This window comes from Bradyrhizobium sp. NDS-1, assembly GCF_032918005.1.
In the GTDB taxonomy this organism is placed as follows: Bacteria; Pseudomonadota; Alphaproteobacteria; order Rhizobiales; family Xanthobacteraceae; genus Bradyrhizobium; species Bradyrhizobium tunisiense.
Genome location: NZ_CP136628.1, coordinates 4724240 through 4739831 on the forward strand (window position 1 = coordinate 4724240; position 15592 = coordinate 4739831).

Genomic DNA, 15592 nt, shown 5'->3' on the forward strand with positions numbered 1-15592 from the left:
ACGATCCTCGATCGACTGCTCAGCTCGACGCGGCAGCCACCTTGCTCCGGAGGATCGTTTTCATCGCTTTGCCCTTGGCGAGTTCGTCGACCAGTTTGTCGAGATACCGGATTTCGCGCATGATCGGTTCTTCGATATTTTCGACGCGGACGCCGCAGATCGTGCCCGTGATGAGCGAACGCGAGGCATTCATGCGAGGGGCCTGAGCGAAGAAATCCTCAAGGGAGGTTTTCTTGGCGAGTTCCTTGTCCAGTGTCTTCCGCGTATGGCCGGTCAGCCAGCAGATGATCTCATCGACCTCCGCCTTCGTGCGCCCCTTCTTCTCTGCCTTCGCGACGTAGTGCGGATAGACGCTCGCAAAACTCATCATGTAAATTTTGTGCGCCATGCGTCCTCAAAGGGCTTTTCCCTACTCCCACTCAATCGTCCCAGGCGGTTTGCTCGTAACGTCATACACCACCCGGTTCACGCCCTTCACCTCGTTGATGATGCGCGTGGCGGTCTCTCCTAAGAACTTCATGTCGAACTGGTAGAAATCGGCGGTCATGCCGTCGGTCGAGGTGACGGCGCGCAGGCCGACCACATAATCATACGTGCGGCCGTCGCCCATGACACCGACCGTCTTCACCGGGAGCAGCACGGCAAAGGCCTGCCAGATCTCGTCGTAGAGGCCGTGCTTGCGGATCTGGTCGATGTAGACGGCATCGGCCTTGCGCAGGATGTCGAGCTTGTCGCGGGTGATATCGCCAGGGCAGCGGATGGCGAGGCCCGGGCCGGGGAACGGGTGGCGGCCGACGAAGATTTCGGGAAGGCCGAGCTCGCGCCCCAGCTTGCGCACCTCGTCCTTGAACAGCTCGCGCAGCGGCTCGACGAGCTTCATGTTCATGCGTTCAGGCAGGCCGCCGACATTGTGGTGCGACTTGATCGTGACGGAAGGTCCGCCGGTAAAGGAGACGCTCTCGATCACGTCAGGATAGAGCGTACCCTGCGCGAGGAAATCGGCGCCGCCTATCTTCTTGGCTTCCGCTTCGAACACCTCGATGAAGAGGCGACCGATGGTCTTGCGCTTGGTTTCGGGATCGGTGATGCCTTCGAGCTCGCCCAAGAACTGCTTCGAGGCGTCCACGTGCACGAGCGGGATGTTGTAGTGGTGGCGGAACAGGTCGACGACCTGCTCGGCCTCGTTGAGCCGCATCAGGCCATGATCGACGAACACGCATGTGAGCTGGTCGCCGATGGCTTCGTGGATCAGCACGGCTGCGACGGCGGAATCGACGCCGCCGGAGAGGCCGCAGATCACCCTGCCCTTGCCGACCTGCGCGCGGATCTTTGCGATCTCCTCCTCGCGGAAGGCGCGCATGGTCCAGTCGCCGGACAGGCCTGCGATCTTGCGCACGAAATTGCGGATGAGCTGGGCGCCGTCGGGCGTGTGCACCACTTCGGGGTGGAACATCAGGCCGTAATATTTGCGTGTCTCGTCCTGGATGATCGCGAACGGCGCGTTCGGCGAGGTGCCGGCGACGGAGAAGCCCGGCGGCATCTTCGTAATGCGGTCGCCATGGCTCATCCAGACCTGGTTCTTGCTGCCTGACGACCAGACGTCCGCGAACAGCTGGCTCTCGGCCTTGACCTCGACATCGGCGCGGCCGAACTCGCGGTGATGGCCGCCCTCGACGGTGCCGCCGAGTTGGGCTGCCATGGTCATCTGGCCGTAGCAGATGCCCATCACGGGCACGCCGGAATCGAAGATGGCTTGCGGCGCGCGGGGCGAACCGGCCTCGTGCACCGATTCAGGGCCGCCGGAGAGGATCACCGCTTTCGGCTTCATCTCGTTGAAGGCGGCTTCGGCCTTGTTGAACGGGACGATCTCGCAATAGACGCCGTCCTCGCGCACGCGACGCGCGATCAGCTGCGTCACCTGGCTGCCGAAGTCGACGATGAGAATCTTGTCGTGCGCCGAGGCCACCGAGGGCGTCGACGCGGAGCGGTCGTTCTGTGCTGCTGTCATGGCCAGCAAATACGCTGGCGCGGCCCGGCCCGCAACCGCGGTAGCTGCGCGCCCACATGCTTCTTTGGGCATGGACAAACGGATATAGGTAAGTAATATTGACCCATTATGCTCCGCTATCAAACAGGGGCGATCAGGGAGAACGCTTGTGCCACAGTACCACCAGCCATCGACGCTCGCCGCCCTCGGCCGGACCTGGATCGAGGCCTGGAATTCGCGCGACCTCGAGCGCGTGCTCACGCTCTATGACGAGGCGGCCGTGATGACCTCGGACCGCATCCCGGCGCTGGGGTTCGACGCCAGCGGAACGTTGTGCGGCAAGGACGCCTTGCGCGCCTATTGGGGCAAGGCGCTCGGGCTCGTGCCGGAACTGCACTTCTCGCTGATCGAATTGTTTGTGAGCCCCGACAGCGTCGTGGTGTTTTACGCGAATGAGCGCGGGAAGAAGATCTGCGAGTATCTGCGCGTCGATGCGGCCGGAAAGATCGTGCAGGGATCGGCGAACCATCTGGCGGAGTGACGATCACCGCTCCTCGATTGTGACACTATGACGAAGGCCGGCGCCGCGCACCGCGCGCGGCCCTGCGACCATCCGCGCGCCTCGACTTAATGCGAGGCTTTTGATAATCTCTACCATTGATTGAATTTCGTTTTTCATCCCCGGGAGATTTTCATGAAGCTCGCATCCTTCAACGTTGAAAACCTTTTCATGCGCGCACGTGCGCTCAGCGGTCCCGGCTTCTCGGAGGAAGGCAGGACCATCCTGAAGGCGCAGGCCGACATCAACGCCATCCTCGGCAAGGACAAATACACTGCGAACGACAAGAAGAAGATCGTCGAGCTGCTGGGTGTGCTCGGCCTCAAGAAGTCGGACGAGAACAAATACGCGATCCTGCGCCAGAATCGCGGCCATCTCGTCAAGCGACCGCAAAGCGGACCGATCCAGGTCGTTGCAGACGGACGGGACGACTGGATCGGATGGGTCGATCTGACGGTGGAGCAGGTCAACGAAGAGGCAACACGCAACACTGCGCGGGTCATGAAGGAGATCGATGCGGACGTGCTCGGCGTGGTGGAAGCGGAAAGCCGGCCTGCCCTCGTCCGGTTCTGCAAGGACGTGATGCCCTCCGTCGAGGCAACGTCCTACGACCACATCATGCTGATCGACGGCAATGACGACCGCGGCATCGACGTCGGCCTCATGACCAGGAAGAAATTCGATATCGTCTCGATCGCGAGCCACGTCGATGACGAGGACGAGGACGGCCTCATCTTCAGCCGGGATTGCGCGCAATTCGAGATCCAGACGGCGGCGGGAAATTCGCTCATCGTCCTCGCCAATCACTTCAAGAGCAAGGGATTCGGCTCCCAGGCGACGTCGAACACCAAGCGCAAGCGTCAGGCCTCACGCACCGCGACCATCTATCGCCAGCTCCGCCAGAAGCATGATTTCATCGCGGTGATCGGCGACCTCAACGACACGCCGGACAGCGATCCGATGAGCCCGCTGTTTCATCAAACCGGGCTGAAGGACATCAGCGAGCTCGACGGGTTCGAGGATGGCGGCCGTCCCGGCACGTTCAAGAACGGCACCGCGTCGAACAAGATCGACTACATCCTGCTGTCACCGGCCCTGTTCGACAAGGCGACCGCCGGCGGCATCTTCCGCATGGGCGTCTGGGGCGGCAAGAACGGCGACTTGTTTCCTCATTTTCCGACAATCACCAGGGAAATCGAGGCCGCCTCCGACCATGCCGCAATCTGGGCCGAGCTCGACATCTAGCAGCACGTCCATCGGCGCCAGCTCCTTTTGGCCGGCGCTGACGGCTTGCGACTCTCGCGTTTGCAGCTATCAGGGAGACTGCACAACCGCACTGACCGGATTCTCCCGCATGAAACTCCCCGCCTCCCCCTTCACCGTCACGGACTGGAGCAAGGTCGAGGCGACCACGCACCCCGGCGAGAGCGGACAGGCGTTGTGGCGCACGCTCAATATCGGCGACCTCCGGGTGCGGATGGTGTAGTATTCGCCGGGCTACCTGGCCGACCATTGGTGCGATCGCGGCCACGTGCTCTTTGTGCTGAAGGGCGAGATCGACAGCGAGCTGCGTGACGGGCGCACATTCAAGCTCACGGCGGGCATGAGCTACCAGGTCTCGGATTTCGGCGACGCCGCGCACCGCTCCTCCACCGCGACCGGCGCCACGCTCTTCATCGTGGACTGACATGCACCCGACGGTGACTTTGCACCGCAAAATAGAAAAGTCGCGTGAGATCCCGGGCCACGGGTGGTGCCTTGAACTGGCCCCAAATTCTCGCTATATTGTGATCATCGATCTTGGCCGAACGACTGGGCCGCTTCGCTTCGTTGCTGACGGGCGCGCACGCTTCAGATGACTTCTCCAAACATCGACTGAACAGGGCTATGGGCGCAATGCTGCGTACCGGTCCACGTGCGTACTCTCTCTAACTAACTAAAGGAAATTCCCATGGCTATGGGCACCGTGAAGTGGTTCAACACCCAAAAGGGTTATGGTTTCATCCAGCCGGACGACGGCCAGAAGGACGTGTTCGTGCACATCAGCGCCGTCGAGCGCGCTGGCCTCTCCTCCCTCAACGAGGGCCAGAAGGTCTCGTTCGACATCGTCGCCGACCGCCGCAGCGGCAAGTCGTCGGCTGACAATCTCCGCGTCGGCTAACGCCCGCGCAGCGTTCTGACCACGGACGTACCGGCAGAACGTCAGAGCTCCAAGGCCCCGCGACCGGGATCCGGTCGCGGGGCTTTTGTTTTGGCCCGTCATTCCGGGGCGCCCGCAGGGCGAGCCCGGAAATCCACGGCGCGACAATCTCTGCGGCGCGATGGATTCCGGGTTCTCGCTTCGCGAGCCCCGGAATGACAGCGTTGATCAACGGTGCCGCAGGGTGGGCAAAGGCTCGCTCTTCGCGCGCCGTGCCCACCATCTCTCAGTAACGGCATGTCGTGGGCACGGCGCTTCGCGCCTTTGCGCACCCTACAAGAGCTACGTTTTCTTCAACACCGAAACGAAAAACCCGTCGGTTCCCGTGCGGCGCGGCGTCAATAGCCAGCCCTCGTCCGATCGGAGCGCGGCCTCCGCGAAAGCCTCCGCCTTGTCCCAGAGCACACTTGCGGTCTGCTCGGGCGGCGTCACCGAAAACTCGGGGTGGCGGCCGACGAATGCCCTCACCTGCTCGCCATTCTCTTCCGACAGCACCGAACAGGTGATGTAGGCGATGCGGCCGCCGGCCTTCACCAGTGGCATCGCGCGCTCCAGCACCTCAGCCTGGTCACGCAGGCGGATCTCCAGCGCGCCCGGCCGCATGCGCCATTTGGCGTCGGGATTGCGGCGCCATGTTCCGGTTCCCGTGCAGGGCGCATCGATCACGACGAGGTCGGCCGTGCTGCTTATATCGGCCAGCGGATCGGCGTCGCCCTTGGGCGTGCGGACATCGGCGTTGTGGACGCCGGCGCGCGACAGCCGTTCGTAGATCGGCGCGAGCTGGCGCTTGTCGCGATCGGTCGCGATCAGCCGGCCCTTGCCCTGCATCAGGGCGGCGAGCGCCAGCGTCTTGCCGCCCGCGCCGGCGCAGAGGTCGATCACCTGCTCGCCGGGCTTTGCCGCGGTGAATTGGGCCGCAAGCTGCGATCCCTCATCCTGGACCTCGATTCCACCCTTGATGAAAAGCTCCTCGGCCTGAATGCCGGGATTGCGCGCATCGGCCGAAAGCTCGATGCGCAGACCCGTTGCCGACCATGGCGTCGGTTTCGCATGAAGATGAGCAAGCGACGCCAGCGCCTTCTCGCGATTGGATTTTAGCGTGTTGACGCGCAGGTCCAGCGGCGCCCGGCTCGCCATCGCGGCCGCCTCGGCGGCGCGGTCCTCGCCGAACACTTTTGCAAGGTGGGGATCCAGCCATTCGGGATAGTCGCCGGCGATCGCTGGCGGCGCTTCCTCGAGGGAGCGATCGCTGAGCGCCGCCTGCTCGGCCTCGGTCAGCGGCGCCGGCGCAAAGCGGCTACCGTCGAACAAGGCGTCCATCGTCGCCCCGTCCATGTTGCGCTCGAGCCGGAGCATGCCGATCAGCCTGGCACGCGCGGTGTCGGAATCCATCAGGAACGCGCTCGAGGCGTAGCGGCGCAGCACGTCCCAGACCAGGCCGGCGATGGCGGCACGGTCACCGGAACCGGCAAAGCGGTGCGCGGTGCCCCACTCCTTCAGCGCCTTGGCCGCGGGCACGCGGTCCTTCTCGATGGTGTCGATGAGTTCGATGGCTGCGGACAGCCGGGCAGCGGGGGTCATTCTCAATCTTTCAGATCAAAATCGGCGGGCAAGCGCCTAGATCAGCAACAAGAGCTTCAGGGCGAAGTAGATCCACATCGCCAGCAGCACGAGCACGCCGGCGAGCCAGACCATGGAGCGCCGGCCGAGATCGTTGGAGGAGACGAAGACCCCGGCATGGGCAAAGCGCGTCACCACGAACACCCAGGACATCAGCACGATGAAGAGATCGGCGCGGCGCAGCGGCAAGGCCAGCGCGATCAGGACATAGAACAGCACCGGCAGCTCGAACTGGTTGCGGTAGCAATTGGCGATTTGTGTGGCGCCCTTGGGCCAGTTCGGCTCGCCCAGCGCAATGTCGCGGATCTTCGTCTCGCCTGCGACCAGCGTCTTGCGGCGTGCGAGCACCATGCCGATCAGAAGCGCGAAGGTGAGCCCGATCTGGACGAAGACCGGCAGCAAGACCATTTGAACGGACATCTGAGCTTTCCCATCCGGCGGAGGTCGCCGGACCGTCCATTAGCCGCCGCTCCTCGTCCTGACAATCAACCAGTTGAACCGGCCTTCCCGGTCTTACGACCAACCACCGATCATTAAAGCGATTTCGGCCCGTTTCGAGGGCCCCAAGGCGAGACGGCGCCATGACCATCCTGACCAGCCTTTGGACCGAATCCGCCGACGGCCGGATCGGCATCCTGATGTCGGCGCTATCAGGGATCGCGATGGCGCTCGCGGTCGCGCTGGCGATGACGGTCTATTTCCGCCTGAGCTACCGGACCTGGCGGGACGTTGCCAGACATGGCCTTGGCGTGCTCGCCGCGGTCGCCCTGTTCGCCTTCGCCGCCTACGACATGCGCCATGCTGCGCTGGCCTATCTCGGCCTCAATCCGTCCAAGCCCGCGATCGAGTTTGAGATCCGCATGCCCCGGGAGATGCTGACGGCCGCGACCGACACCCAGATCGAGTTGCACACCGATCGTAACCAGACGCTGGCCTTGGTCGACGGCGTGCGCGACCTCTCCGACGGCCGCACGATGCTGCGCGGCGCGGTCGCGCTCAACCACCGCACCGCGGACCGCGTGCTGGTCGTGAACCTGCCGGGCAAAGGCATTTTCGAGTTCCGTCTCCGACTGCCGGCCGAGCCGCATCGCTCCGAGCAGTTCGGCCCCTGGCACCTCGCCGACCGCATCGCCTCGCCGCTCGCCGGCCCCGTGGCGCCGCAGGACGCCTACACGATCCGCTACCGCGTGCTTTAAACTTTGTTCGTTGCGATCCATGCCGGCGCCGTCATCGTTCCGAGGCGCGACAAGGGGTAGGATGATCGCATGCCCGAATTTCGCCTGACGCAGATTTCCGACACGCATCTCGGCCGCCGCTTCCCTGGCCTCGTCGCCAACTTCCATCGCGTTTGCGAGCACATCGACGCCGACAGGCCCGACCTCGTCGTCAACAGCGGCGACGTCGCCTTCGACGGGCCGACCAGCCGCGAGGATGTCGTCTTCGCAAAGGGCCTGCATGACGCGCTGCCCGTCGCGTGCCGCTACCTGCCCGGCAATCACGACATCGGCGACAATCCGACCGCGATCGGGCCGGCGCCGAAGCCGCCGGTCAGCGAAGCGCACCGCCGGCAATTCTGCGATATCATCGGCGAAGACCATTGGTCGTTCGAGGCCGCAGGCTGGCGCTTCATCGGCCTCAACTCACTGGTGATGAATTCAGGGCTCGCCTTCGAGGCAGAACAGTTCGACTGGCTGGCATCCGAGATCGCGCAGACGAACGGCAAACCGGTCGCGCTGTTCCTGCACAAGCCGGTGTTTCTCAACCTGCCCGACGATCCCGAGCTGCCTGAGACCTCGATCCGCTACGTGCCGCAGCCGGCACGGGCGCGGTTGATCGAGATGTTTGAGCGCGTCGATCTGCGTCTCATCGCCAGCGGCCACGTGCACCAGCGGCGCGATTTCAGCTACCGCCACACCCGCCATGTCTGGGCGCCATCGGCCGGCTTCGTCATCAACGACCAGCGCCAGGATCGCATCGCGATCAAAGAGGTCGGCCTGGTCGAGTATCGCTTCCGGCCCGACAGTTTCGAGGTTCGCCACGTCAGGGCCGCAGGCCAGGTCGATGTCGACATCGAAGAGCTCCTCGCCCAGATGGGCGGCGAGCATTGAGGCGCGCCGATCGACTCAAGCGACGCTCTTGAGGTCCTGCTGGATCGCGGCGAGCAAGGATTGCAGCGCCGCGCTGTTCACCGGCTTGCCCGCCAGATCATTGGCAACCGGCCGCCTGGCAGGCTGGGCCGTCTTGAGCGGACGCTTCGGGAACGGCGGCGGGGGCGGTGCCGGCACTGCAGGTCGCGCAAATTCGCCGTCCTCCTCGGAGCGCACGAACTTGCCGTGAATGACGTCGTCATGGCGGCCCATGACGAACATCGCCACCCAATAGCCGGCAGCAAGCAGGATTACACAGAAAATACCAATCTCTAACATCGCAGCACCTGAAATATGCGCGATGATTCAATGCCTTCGTCGGCGCGTCAATGAACGGACGGTCACACACGCGGCTTTTGCCATGAGGTGTGACCATTTGGTGACTCTTTCTTAACTATCTGCACGCCGCATGTGGCCTCGGAGCCACGGGAGTCCCAGTCCTTGTCGTGCTAGGCCTTGTCTTGCCCGACCCGGACCAGCTGCTTACCGAAATTGGCGCCCTTCAGCAGCCCCATGAAGGCGCCGGGCGCGCTCTCCAGGCCCTCGGTGACGAACTCCTTGTATTTGACCTTGCCGTCGCGGACCCAGGCCGACATGTCGCGCAGGAAGTCGCCATGGCGGGCTGCGAAGTCGGAGACGATGAAGCCGCGAAAGGTCAGCCGCTTGGTCAGCGTCGCGCGCATCATGGATGCGGCCCATTTCGGCGGCTTGGCCTCGGTGTCGTTGTAGTGCGCGATCAGGCCGCAGACCGGCACGCGGGCGAACGGGTTGAGCAGCGGGAACACCGCCTCGAACACGGCGCCGCCGACATTCTCGAAATAGACGTCGATGCCCTTCGGGCAGGCGTCCTTCAGTTTCGCGGCGAGATCGGGATCGCGATGATCGATACAGGCGTCGAAGCCGAGCTCTTTCACCACGTAATCGCACTTGTCCTTGCCGCCGGCGATGCCGACCGCACGGGCGCCCTTGATCTTCGCGATCTGGCCGACGGCCGAGCCGACCGCGCCGGACGCACCGGCAACGACGACGGTCTCGCCGGCTTGCGGCTTGCCGATGTCGAGCAGGCCCGTGTAGGCGGTCATGCCGGGCATGCCGAGCACGCCGACCGACGTCGAGATCGGGCCGAGCTTGGGATCAACCTTGGCCAGGCCCTTGCCGCTGGAGATCGCATGCGTCTGCCAGCCGGAACGGATGCGCACGATGTCGCCTTTGGCGAAATCCGGATTGTTGGACGCCGCAACCTCGCTGACCGCCTCGCCTTCCATCACCCCGCCGATCGGCACTGGAGCCGCGTAGGAGGGCCCTTCGCTCATGCGCCCGCGCATATAGGGATCGAGCGACAGCCAGATCGTGCGCAGCAAGACCTCGCCCGGCCCTGGCGTTGGAACAGCAAATTCCTCCAGACGAAAATCAGACGGCTTGGGTTCGCCGACGGGACGCGCGGCGAGAACGATGCGCTTGGCTTGGGACATGGCTTCCTCCGAATTGTGTTTCGGCGTGAACGGAAGCGGAGGCAGCGAGGCGCGTCAATACAAAAGCGAAGGAGCGATTGGACGCAGCGGCTCGCACAGCTCGCGTGTCCCGGACGCGCAGCAACGTGAAACGTTGCTGCGCAGAGCCTGGAGCCAGATAGCAACAGGACAAGATGCGGAGACGTGGGCCCCGGCTCTGCAGCACATCACCGAAGAGGTGCTGCGCCGCGTCCGGGGCACGAGATCGGAGGTACTAGCTCGCGCCCGGGTAATTCGGGCTCTCGCGCGTAATCGTCACGTCGTGGACGTGGCTTTCGCGCAGGCCGGCGCCGGTGATGCGGACGAAATTCGCCTTCTCGTGCAGCTCCTTCATGTCCTTTGCGCCGACATAGCCCATCGCGGCACGGAGGCCGCCGGCAAGCTGGTGCATGACGTTGCCGACAGGACCCTTGTAGGGCACCTGGCCCTCGATGCCTTCGGGCACGAGCTTGAGCGTGTCCTTGATGTCCTGCTGGAAGTAGCGGTCGGCAGAGCCGCGCGCCATCGCGCCGACCGAGCCCATGCCGCGATAGGCCTTGTAGGAACGGCCCTGCCACAGGAAGACTTCGCCGGGTGTCTCGTCGGTGCCGGCGAGCAGCGAGCCGACCATCGCGATGTCGGCACCGGCGGCGAGCGCTTTGGCAAGGTCGCCGGAGAACTTGATGCCGCCGTCGGCGATGACGGGGATATCGGCCTTCTTCGCGGCTTCCACCGCATCCATGATCGCGGTGAGCTGCGGCACGCCGACGCCGGCGACGATGCGCGTGGTGCAGATCGAGCCCGGGCCGATGCCGACCTTGATGCAGTCCGCGCCCGCGTCGATCAGCGCCTGTGCGCCTTCGGTGGTGGCGACGTTGCCGGCAACGACCTGCACGGAATTGGAGAGACGCTTGATGCGGTTCACCGCATGCAGCACGTGCCGGGAATGGCCGTGCGCGGTGTCGACGACGACGAGATCGACGCCGGCATCGATCAGCCGCTCGGTACGCTCGAAGCCGGTGTCGCCGACGGTGGTTGCGGCGGCGACGCGCAGGCGCCCCTGCGCATCCTTGCAGGCGAGCGGATGGGCGACCGCCTTCTCCATGTCCTTGACGGTGATCAGGCCGACGCAGCGATATTGCTCGTCGACCACGAGCAGCTTCTCGATGCGATGCTGGTGCAGCATCCGCCGCGCCTCGTCCTGGCTGACATTCTCGCGCACCGTGACGAGGCCTTCATGCGTCATCAGCTCGGAGACTTTTTGCCGGCGGTCGGTGGCAAAGCGCACGTCGCGATTGGTGAGGATGCCGACCAGCTTGCCCGGAATGTTCTTGCCGGCGCCGGTGACGACGGGAATGCCGGAGATGCCGTGATCGCTCATCAGCTTGAGCGCATCGTCGAGCGAGGCCTCGGGGCTGATGGTCAGCGGATTCACCACCATGCCCGACTCGTAGCGCTTGACCTGCCGCACCTGGGCGGCCTGCCCTTCGGGATCGAAATTGCGGTGGATGACGCCGAGGCCGCCGGCCTGCGCCATGGCGATCGCCATGCGGGATTCGGTGACGGTGTCCATGGCTGAGGCCATGATCGGGATGTTGAGCGGAATGGCGCGGGTGACGCGGGAGCGGATATCGACCTCGCCCGGCATGACGTCCGACAGGCCCGGCTTCAACAGCACGTCGTCGAACGTAAAGGCTTCGCGAATGCCTGGTTGTACCGTGGCCATGTGCCAACTCCTTCCGCGGCCCTGCCGCAAATAGCTATGGATGAGCGCCGCCCTCGGCGTACCTTGCGGCATCGCCGGAGAATCGGAGCCCATCGGTGGGGTTGACGCGGGTCGATAGCACGGCCGCGTGACGAATCAAAGCGAATCGAACCGCCGGCCAGCCATGCACAGGCTTTTTGAGTAAATTCCGCGTGGATAGCCGGGAATGATGTCCCAACCCACAGTCGTTCCGGGCGCGACGAAGTCGCGAGCCCGGAATCCATCCCGCAGCCATCCCTGCGGCCCAATGGATTCCGGGCTCGCGCTTATGGGGCGTCCCCCGGAATGACGACAGAGGGTCACACCGTTGTTACGCAGGATTTAGGTGCTATGCGTTGATGCGCAATGGTCGCAGCCGAGCGGCGGTGTTAAGCCGCAATTCGCACCCTTCCTTCCGATTTTCATTACCAATCCGACATGGTCGATAAGCAACGCGTCATCCCGCTGATCGTGGCCACCGCGCTCTTCATGGAGAACATGGACTCCACGGTGATCGCCACTTCGCTGCCGGCGATCGCGGCCGACATCGGCACAAGTCCGCTGACGCTCAAGCTCGCAATCACGTCCTACCTGCTGTCGCTCGCGGTGTTCATCCCGGCGAGCGGCTGGACCGCCGACCGCTTCGGCGCGCGGATGGTGTTCGCGGTCGCGGTGGGCGTGTTCATGGTCGGCTCGGTCGGCTGCGCGCTCTCCACCTCGGTCACCGATTTCGTGTTCGCGCGCATCCTGCAAGGCATGGGCGGGGCGATGATGACGCCGGTCGGGCGCCTCGTGCTGCTGCGCTCGGTCGACAAGAGCGCCCTGGTCAATGCGATGGCGTGGGTCACAGTCCCTGCCCTGATCGGCCCCGTGATCGGCCCGCCGCTCGGCGGCTTCATCACCACCTACGCGTCCTGGCACTGGATCTTTCTGATCAACATCCCGATCGGGCTGCTCGGCATCTTCATGGCGCTGCGCTTCATCGATCCCATCAAGAGCGAGACGCAGGAGCCGTTCGATCTCTACGGCATGGTGCTCGCTGGGATCGGGCTTGCCGGCATCGCGTTCGGACTCTCCGTTGCCGGACTGAACCTTCTGCCGTGGAGCACGGTCGCCGCCCTGGTCGTGGGTGGCGCGATCTCCATGACACTCTATGTCCTGCACGCCCGGCGCACGGGCTCGCCGGTGCTCGATTTCTCGCTTCTGAAGCTGCCGACGCTGCGCGCGGCCGTGTTCGGCGGCTTCCTGTTCCGCCTCGGCATCGGCGCACTGCCCTTCCTGCTGCCGCTCTTGATGCAGATCGGCTTCGGCCTGTCGCCGTTCCATTCGGGCCTCGTCACCTTCGCCTCCTCGCTCGGTGCCATGGGCATGAAGACGCTGGCGGCGCGCATCATCCGTACCTTCGGCTTCCGCAATCTGATGACGGTGAACGCGCTCGTCAGCGCGTTCTTCCTCGGCGTCTGCGCGCTGTTCACGGTGACGACGCCGCTGCTCATCATCATGGTCATCCTGGTGGTCGGCGGCTTCTTCCGCTCGCTCGAGTTCACCGCGATCAACACGGTCGCCTACGCCGACGTCGAGACCGCGCAGATGAGCCGCGCCACCACGCTCGTCAGCGTCAACCAGCAACTGGCGGTCTCGGCCGGCGTCGCGGTCGGCGCGGCCTGCGTGGAAACGACGATGTGGTTCAGCCATGCCAGCGAGATCAATGCCACCGTGTTCGCGCCCGCCTTCATCGTGGTCGCGCTGACCTCGGCGGCGTCGAGCTGGTTCTTCTGGCAGATGCCCGCTGACGCCGGAAACGAGATCTCCGGCCGCAAGGCCGTGGAAATCGCGAGCCGCAAGGGCGCCGGCAAGGGTGCCGAGAAGGCGGCCGTCAAGGCGGCGAGCGAGGATACGCAGGACGTGCGGGACCAGCGGCTGGGGTAGCCTCTCTCCCCGTCATTGCGAGCGTAGCGAAGCAATCCAGGATCTTTCCGCGGAGGGATTCTGGATTGCTTCGTCGCTTCGCTCCTCGCAATGACGGAGGCTACTCCTGTGCCCCGCCCCGAAACCCCGTCGCCAGCACGTAGCGCTCCGAGGAATCCTGCCGGCTTGCCGCGGGCTTCACATGCCGCACCGTGGCGAAGTCGCGCTTGAGCTGGGCGAGCAGATCGGCGTCGGCGCCGCTCTGAAACGTTTTGGCCAGAAACGTGCCGCCGGGCTTGAGCACGTCGCAGGCAAAGGCCGCCGCGGTCTCGACGAGGCCGACGATGCGGAGCTGGTCGGTCTTGCGGTGGCCGGTGGTGTTGGCGGCCATGTCGGACATCACGATGTCGGCCCCGCCGCCCAGCATCGCGGTGAGCTTTTCGGGCGCGTCATTGTCCATGAAATCGAGCTGGGCGAAATCGACGCCGGGAATCTCAGGCATCTCCAACAGATCGATCGCGACGACCTTGCCCTTGCCTTCCGTGGAGCCGACGCGCTTGGCGGCGATCTGGCTCCAGCCGCCGGGCGCCGCGCCGAGATCGACCACGGCCAAGCCGGGCTTGAGAAACCGGAACTTGTCGTCGATCTCGAGCAGCTTGAACGCCGCGCGGGAGCGGTATCCGGCCGCCTTCGCTTTGACGACATAGGGATCGTTGAGCTGCCGCTCCAGCCAGAGCTTCGACGACAATTTGCGCTTGCCGCCGGTCTTGACCTTGGTCTTGACTTGGACGTGCAAGCGGCCGGTGGTGTCCTTGGCCATCTCACCAGCTCCTGAGCGCGCCGTCCTCGCGCATCATCTCGACCAGCATGCCTTCGCGCAGGCCCCGGTCGGCGACGCGCAGGCGCGGCAGCGGAAAGGCGCGGCGGATGGCATCGAGGATGGCGCAGCCGGCGAGCACGAGATCGGCGCGCTCGACGCTGATGCAGTTGTTGCCGGCGCGCTCCTCGTAGCTCATGCCGAGCAGCTTGTTGATGGTCGCGGTGATGTCGGAATCGTCCATCCAGATGCTGTCGATGCGGCGGCGGTCGTAGCGCGCGAGGTTGAGATGGATACCGGCGAGCGTCGTCACCGTGCCTGATGTGCCCAGCAGGTGCATGTCGGCGAGATCGCCGCCATGTTCTTCCGCGAACGGCGCGACATGGTTTGCGACCGCCTGCTCCATCGCAGCATAGATCTCCGGCGTCACGTCGCGGCCGCCGAACTGCTCGGCGAGCGTGACCACACCATAGGGAATCGACATCCAGGCCTTGATGCGCGGCTCCGGATTCTCCGCGTCGCGCTCGATCCGCACCAGCTCGGTCGAGCCGCCGCCGATGTCGAACAGGATCGCGCCGCGCCCCCTGGGGTCGACCAGCGGCGAGCAGCCGAGCACGGCGAGCGCGGCCTCGGTCTCGCGGTCGATCACCTCGAGCTCGATGCCGGTCTCGGCCGCGACGCGGCTGCGGAAGCCCTCCGCATTCGAGGCCGCGCGGCAGGCCTCGGTTGCGATCAGCCGGAGCCGGCGCGCTTTCCGCAAGTTGATCTTGTCGCGGCAGATGCTGAGCGCGGCGATGGCGCGCTCGATCGCGGCCTCGCTGATGCACCCTGTCGCCGAGACACCTTCCCCAAGCCGGATGATGCGCGAGAAGGAATCGACGACGCGAAAGCCGTCCTGGGTCGGACAGGCGATCAGCAGCCTGCAATTGTTGGTCCCGAGGTCCAGCGCCGCATAGATGCCGGTTCCCGGCGCCTGTGCGGGGACGGAAGGTTCGGTGGCCAAAGCCACCGCCGCCATCGACCCCTCCAGCTCACCGTGCGGCCCATGTTGGCTTACATGGCCGTCGCGGAGCCGCGTGTGGTCATTCATGCAAACTGTCTTTCCGCGGCCGGTCGGGCC

General features: G+C 64.7%; 15 protein-coding genes and 1 pseudogene. 7 read left to right on the forward strand and 9 right to left on the reverse strand.

Annotation, left to right across the window (positions count from 1 at the left end):
* Nucleotides 1-19: 19 nt before the first annotated feature.
* The gene (locus tag RX330_RS22430) at nucleotides 20-388 is read right to left on the reverse strand and encodes a DUF2200 domain-containing protein (RefSeq protein WP_317239839.1); all 369 of its coding nucleotides are present in this window, start codon (nucleotides 386-388) and stop codon (nucleotides 20-22) included.
* Between the two features lie 21 nt (nucleotides 389-409).
* Nucleotides 410-2008 carry a glutamine-hydrolyzing GMP synthase gene (gene guaA / locus RX330_RS22435; protein ID WP_317239840.1) on the reverse strand — a complete coding sequence of 533 codons (1599 nt, stop codon included), beginning with the start codon at nucleotides 2006-2008 and terminating at the stop codon, nucleotides 410-412.
* Between the two features lie 148 nt (nucleotides 2009-2156).
* Here guaA and RX330_RS22440 point away from each other — a divergent pair, with 148 nt between their 5' ends.
* The 4 genes and pseudogenes from RX330_RS22440 (at nucleotide 2157) to RX330_RS22455 (ending at nucleotide 4707) form a co-directional block, all read left to right on the forward strand.
* On the forward strand, nucleotides 2157-2528 hold the full coding sequence (locus RX330_RS22440; RefSeq protein WP_317239841.1) for a nuclear transport factor 2 family protein: 372 nt from the start codon (nucleotides 2157-2159) through the stop codon (nucleotides 2526-2528).
* 153 nt (nucleotides 2529-2681) lie between these two features.
* Complete coding sequence (locus RX330_RS22445) at nucleotides 2682-3791, forward strand: endonuclease/exonuclease/phosphatase family protein (RefSeq protein WP_317239842.1); 1110 nt, start codon at nucleotides 2682-2684, stop codon at nucleotides 3789-3791.
* A 109-nt stretch (nucleotides 3792-3900) separates the two neighbouring features.
* Nucleotides 3901-4233, forward strand: a pseudogene (locus RX330_RS22450) (DHCW motif cupin fold protein).
* 264 nt (nucleotides 4234-4497) lie between these two features.
* Nucleotides 4498-4707 carry a cold-shock protein gene (locus RX330_RS22455; RefSeq protein WP_008141931.1) on the forward strand — a complete coding sequence of 70 codons (210 nt, stop codon included), beginning with the start codon at nucleotides 4498-4500 and terminating at the stop codon, nucleotides 4705-4707.
* A 321-nt stretch (nucleotides 4708-5028) separates the two neighbouring features.
* Here the strand turns inward: RX330_RS22455 and RX330_RS22460 are convergent, their stop codons facing one another.
* Together RX330_RS22460 and RX330_RS22465 are read right to left on the reverse strand one after the other, a co-directional pair.
* Nucleotides 5029-6327 carry an RsmB/NOP family class I SAM-dependent RNA methyltransferase gene (locus RX330_RS22460; RefSeq protein ID WP_317239843.1) on the reverse strand — a complete coding sequence of 433 codons (1299 nt, stop codon included), beginning with the start codon at nucleotides 6325-6327 and terminating at the stop codon, nucleotides 5029-5031.
* A 36-nt stretch (nucleotides 6328-6363) separates the two neighbouring features.
* Complete coding sequence (locus tag RX330_RS22465; RefSeq protein WP_212086591.1) at nucleotides 6364-6786, reverse strand: MAPEG family protein; 423 nt, start codon at nucleotides 6784-6786, stop codon at nucleotides 6364-6366.
* A gap of 161 nt (nucleotides 6787-6947) precedes the next feature.
* Between RX330_RS22465 and RX330_RS22470 the strand changes: the two genes are divergently transcribed.
* A complete protein-coding gene (locus RX330_RS22470; RefSeq protein WP_317239844.1) occupies nucleotides 6948-7562 on the forward strand; it encodes an acriflavin resistance protein in 615 nt (204 codons plus the stop codon).
* A 69-nt stretch (nucleotides 7563-7631) separates the two neighbouring features.
* A complete protein-coding gene (locus tag RX330_RS22475) occupies nucleotides 7632-8474 on the forward strand; it encodes a metallophosphoesterase family protein (protein WP_317239845.1) in 843 nt (280 codons plus the stop codon).
* Between the two features lie 15 nt (nucleotides 8475-8489).
* Here RX330_RS22475 and RX330_RS22480 read toward each other — a convergent pair whose 3' ends face one another.
* The 3 genes from RX330_RS22480 to guaB all read right to left on the reverse strand — a co-directional run bounded on the left by RX330_RS22480 (nucleotide 8490) and on the right by guaB (nucleotide 11729).
* On the reverse strand, nucleotides 8490-8792 hold the full coding sequence (locus tag RX330_RS22480) for a hypothetical protein (RefSeq protein WP_317239846.1): 303 nt from the start codon (nucleotides 8790-8792) through the stop codon (nucleotides 8490-8492).
* 170 nt (nucleotides 8793-8962) lie between these two features.
* On the reverse strand, nucleotides 8963-9985 hold the full coding sequence (locus RX330_RS22485; RefSeq protein WP_317239847.1) for an NADP-dependent oxidoreductase: 1023 nt from the start codon (nucleotides 9983-9985) through the stop codon (nucleotides 8963-8965).
* A 253-nt stretch (nucleotides 9986-10238) separates the two neighbouring features.
* Entirely contained in the window at nucleotides 10239-11729 is a 1491-nt protein-coding gene (gene guaB / locus RX330_RS22490) for an IMP dehydrogenase (RefSeq protein WP_212086614.1), read from the reverse strand.
* A gap of 456 nt (nucleotides 11730-12185) precedes the next feature.
* On the opposite strand from guaB, the gene RX330_RS22495 reads away from it, so the two are divergent.
* A complete protein-coding gene (locus RX330_RS22495; protein ID WP_317239848.1) occupies nucleotides 12186-13676 on the forward strand; it encodes an MFS transporter in 1491 nt (496 codons plus the stop codon).
* A gap of 100 nt (nucleotides 13677-13776) precedes the next feature.
* Here the strand turns inward: RX330_RS22495 and RX330_RS22500 are convergent, their stop codons facing one another.
* A complete protein-coding gene (locus RX330_RS22500) occupies nucleotides 13777-14475 on the reverse strand; it encodes an RlmE family RNA methyltransferase (RefSeq protein ID WP_317239849.1) in 699 nt (232 codons plus the stop codon).
* 1 nt (nucleotide 14476) lies between these two features.
* A complete protein-coding gene (locus RX330_RS22505) occupies nucleotides 14477-15562 on the reverse strand; it encodes a Ppx/GppA phosphatase family protein (RefSeq protein WP_317239850.1) in 1086 nt (361 codons plus the stop codon).
* Between the last annotated feature and the right edge of the window lie 30 nt (nucleotides 15563-15592).

Bases quoted from the DNA above. Each gene is read 5' to 3' on its own strand.
- RX330_RS22455 (WP_008141931.1), top strand. From the start codon at position 4,498: ATGGCTATGGGCACCGTGAAGTGGTTCAACACCCAAAAGGGTTATGGT.
- RX330_RS22445 (WP_317239842.1), top strand. From the start codon at position 2,682: ATGAAGCTCGCATCCTTCAACGTTGAAAACCTTTTCATGCGCGCACGT.
- guaA (WP_317239840.1), bottom strand. From the start codon at position 2,008: ATGACAGCAGCACAGAACGACCGCTCCGCGTCGACGCCCTCGGTGGCC.
- RX330_RS22495 (WP_317239848.1), top strand. From the start codon at position 12,186: ATGGTCGATAAGCAACGCGTCATCCCGCTGATCGTGGCCACCGCGCTC.
- RX330_RS22480 (WP_317239846.1), bottom strand. From the start codon at position 8,792: ATGTTAGAGATTGGTATTTTCTGTGTAATCCTGCTTGCTGCCGGCTAT.
- RX330_RS22475 (WP_317239845.1), top strand. From the start codon at position 7,632: ATGCCCGAATTTCGCCTGACGCAGATTTCCGACACGCATCTCGGCCGC.
- RX330_RS22460 (WP_317239843.1), bottom strand. From the start codon at position 6,327: ATGACCCCCGCTGCCCGGCTGTCCGCAGCCATCGAACTCATCGACACC.
- RX330_RS22500 (WP_317239849.1), bottom strand. From the start codon at position 14,475: ATGGCCAAGGACACCACCGGCCGCTTGCACGTCCAAGTCAAGACCAAG.
- RX330_RS22465 (WP_212086591.1), bottom strand. From the start codon at position 6,786: ATGTCCGTTCAAATGGTCTTGCTGCCGGTCTTCGTCCAGATCGGGCTC.
- RX330_RS22505 (WP_317239850.1), bottom strand. From the start codon at position 15,562: ATGAATGACCACACGCGGCTCCGCGACGGCCATGTAAGCCAACATGGG.
- RX330_RS22470 (WP_317239844.1), top strand. From the start codon at position 6,948: ATGACCATCCTGACCAGCCTTTGGACCGAATCCGCCGACGGCCGGATC.
- RX330_RS22485 (WP_317239847.1), bottom strand. From the start codon at position 9,985: ATGTCCCAAGCCAAGCGCATCGTTCTCGCCGCGCGTCCCGTCGGCGAA.
- guaB (WP_212086614.1), bottom strand. From the start codon at position 11,729: ATGGCCACGGTACAACCAGGCATTCGCGAAGCCTTTACGTTCGACGAC.
- RX330_RS22430 (WP_317239839.1), bottom strand. From the start codon at position 388: ATGGCGCACAAAATTTACATGATGAGTTTTGCGAGCGTCTATCCGCAC.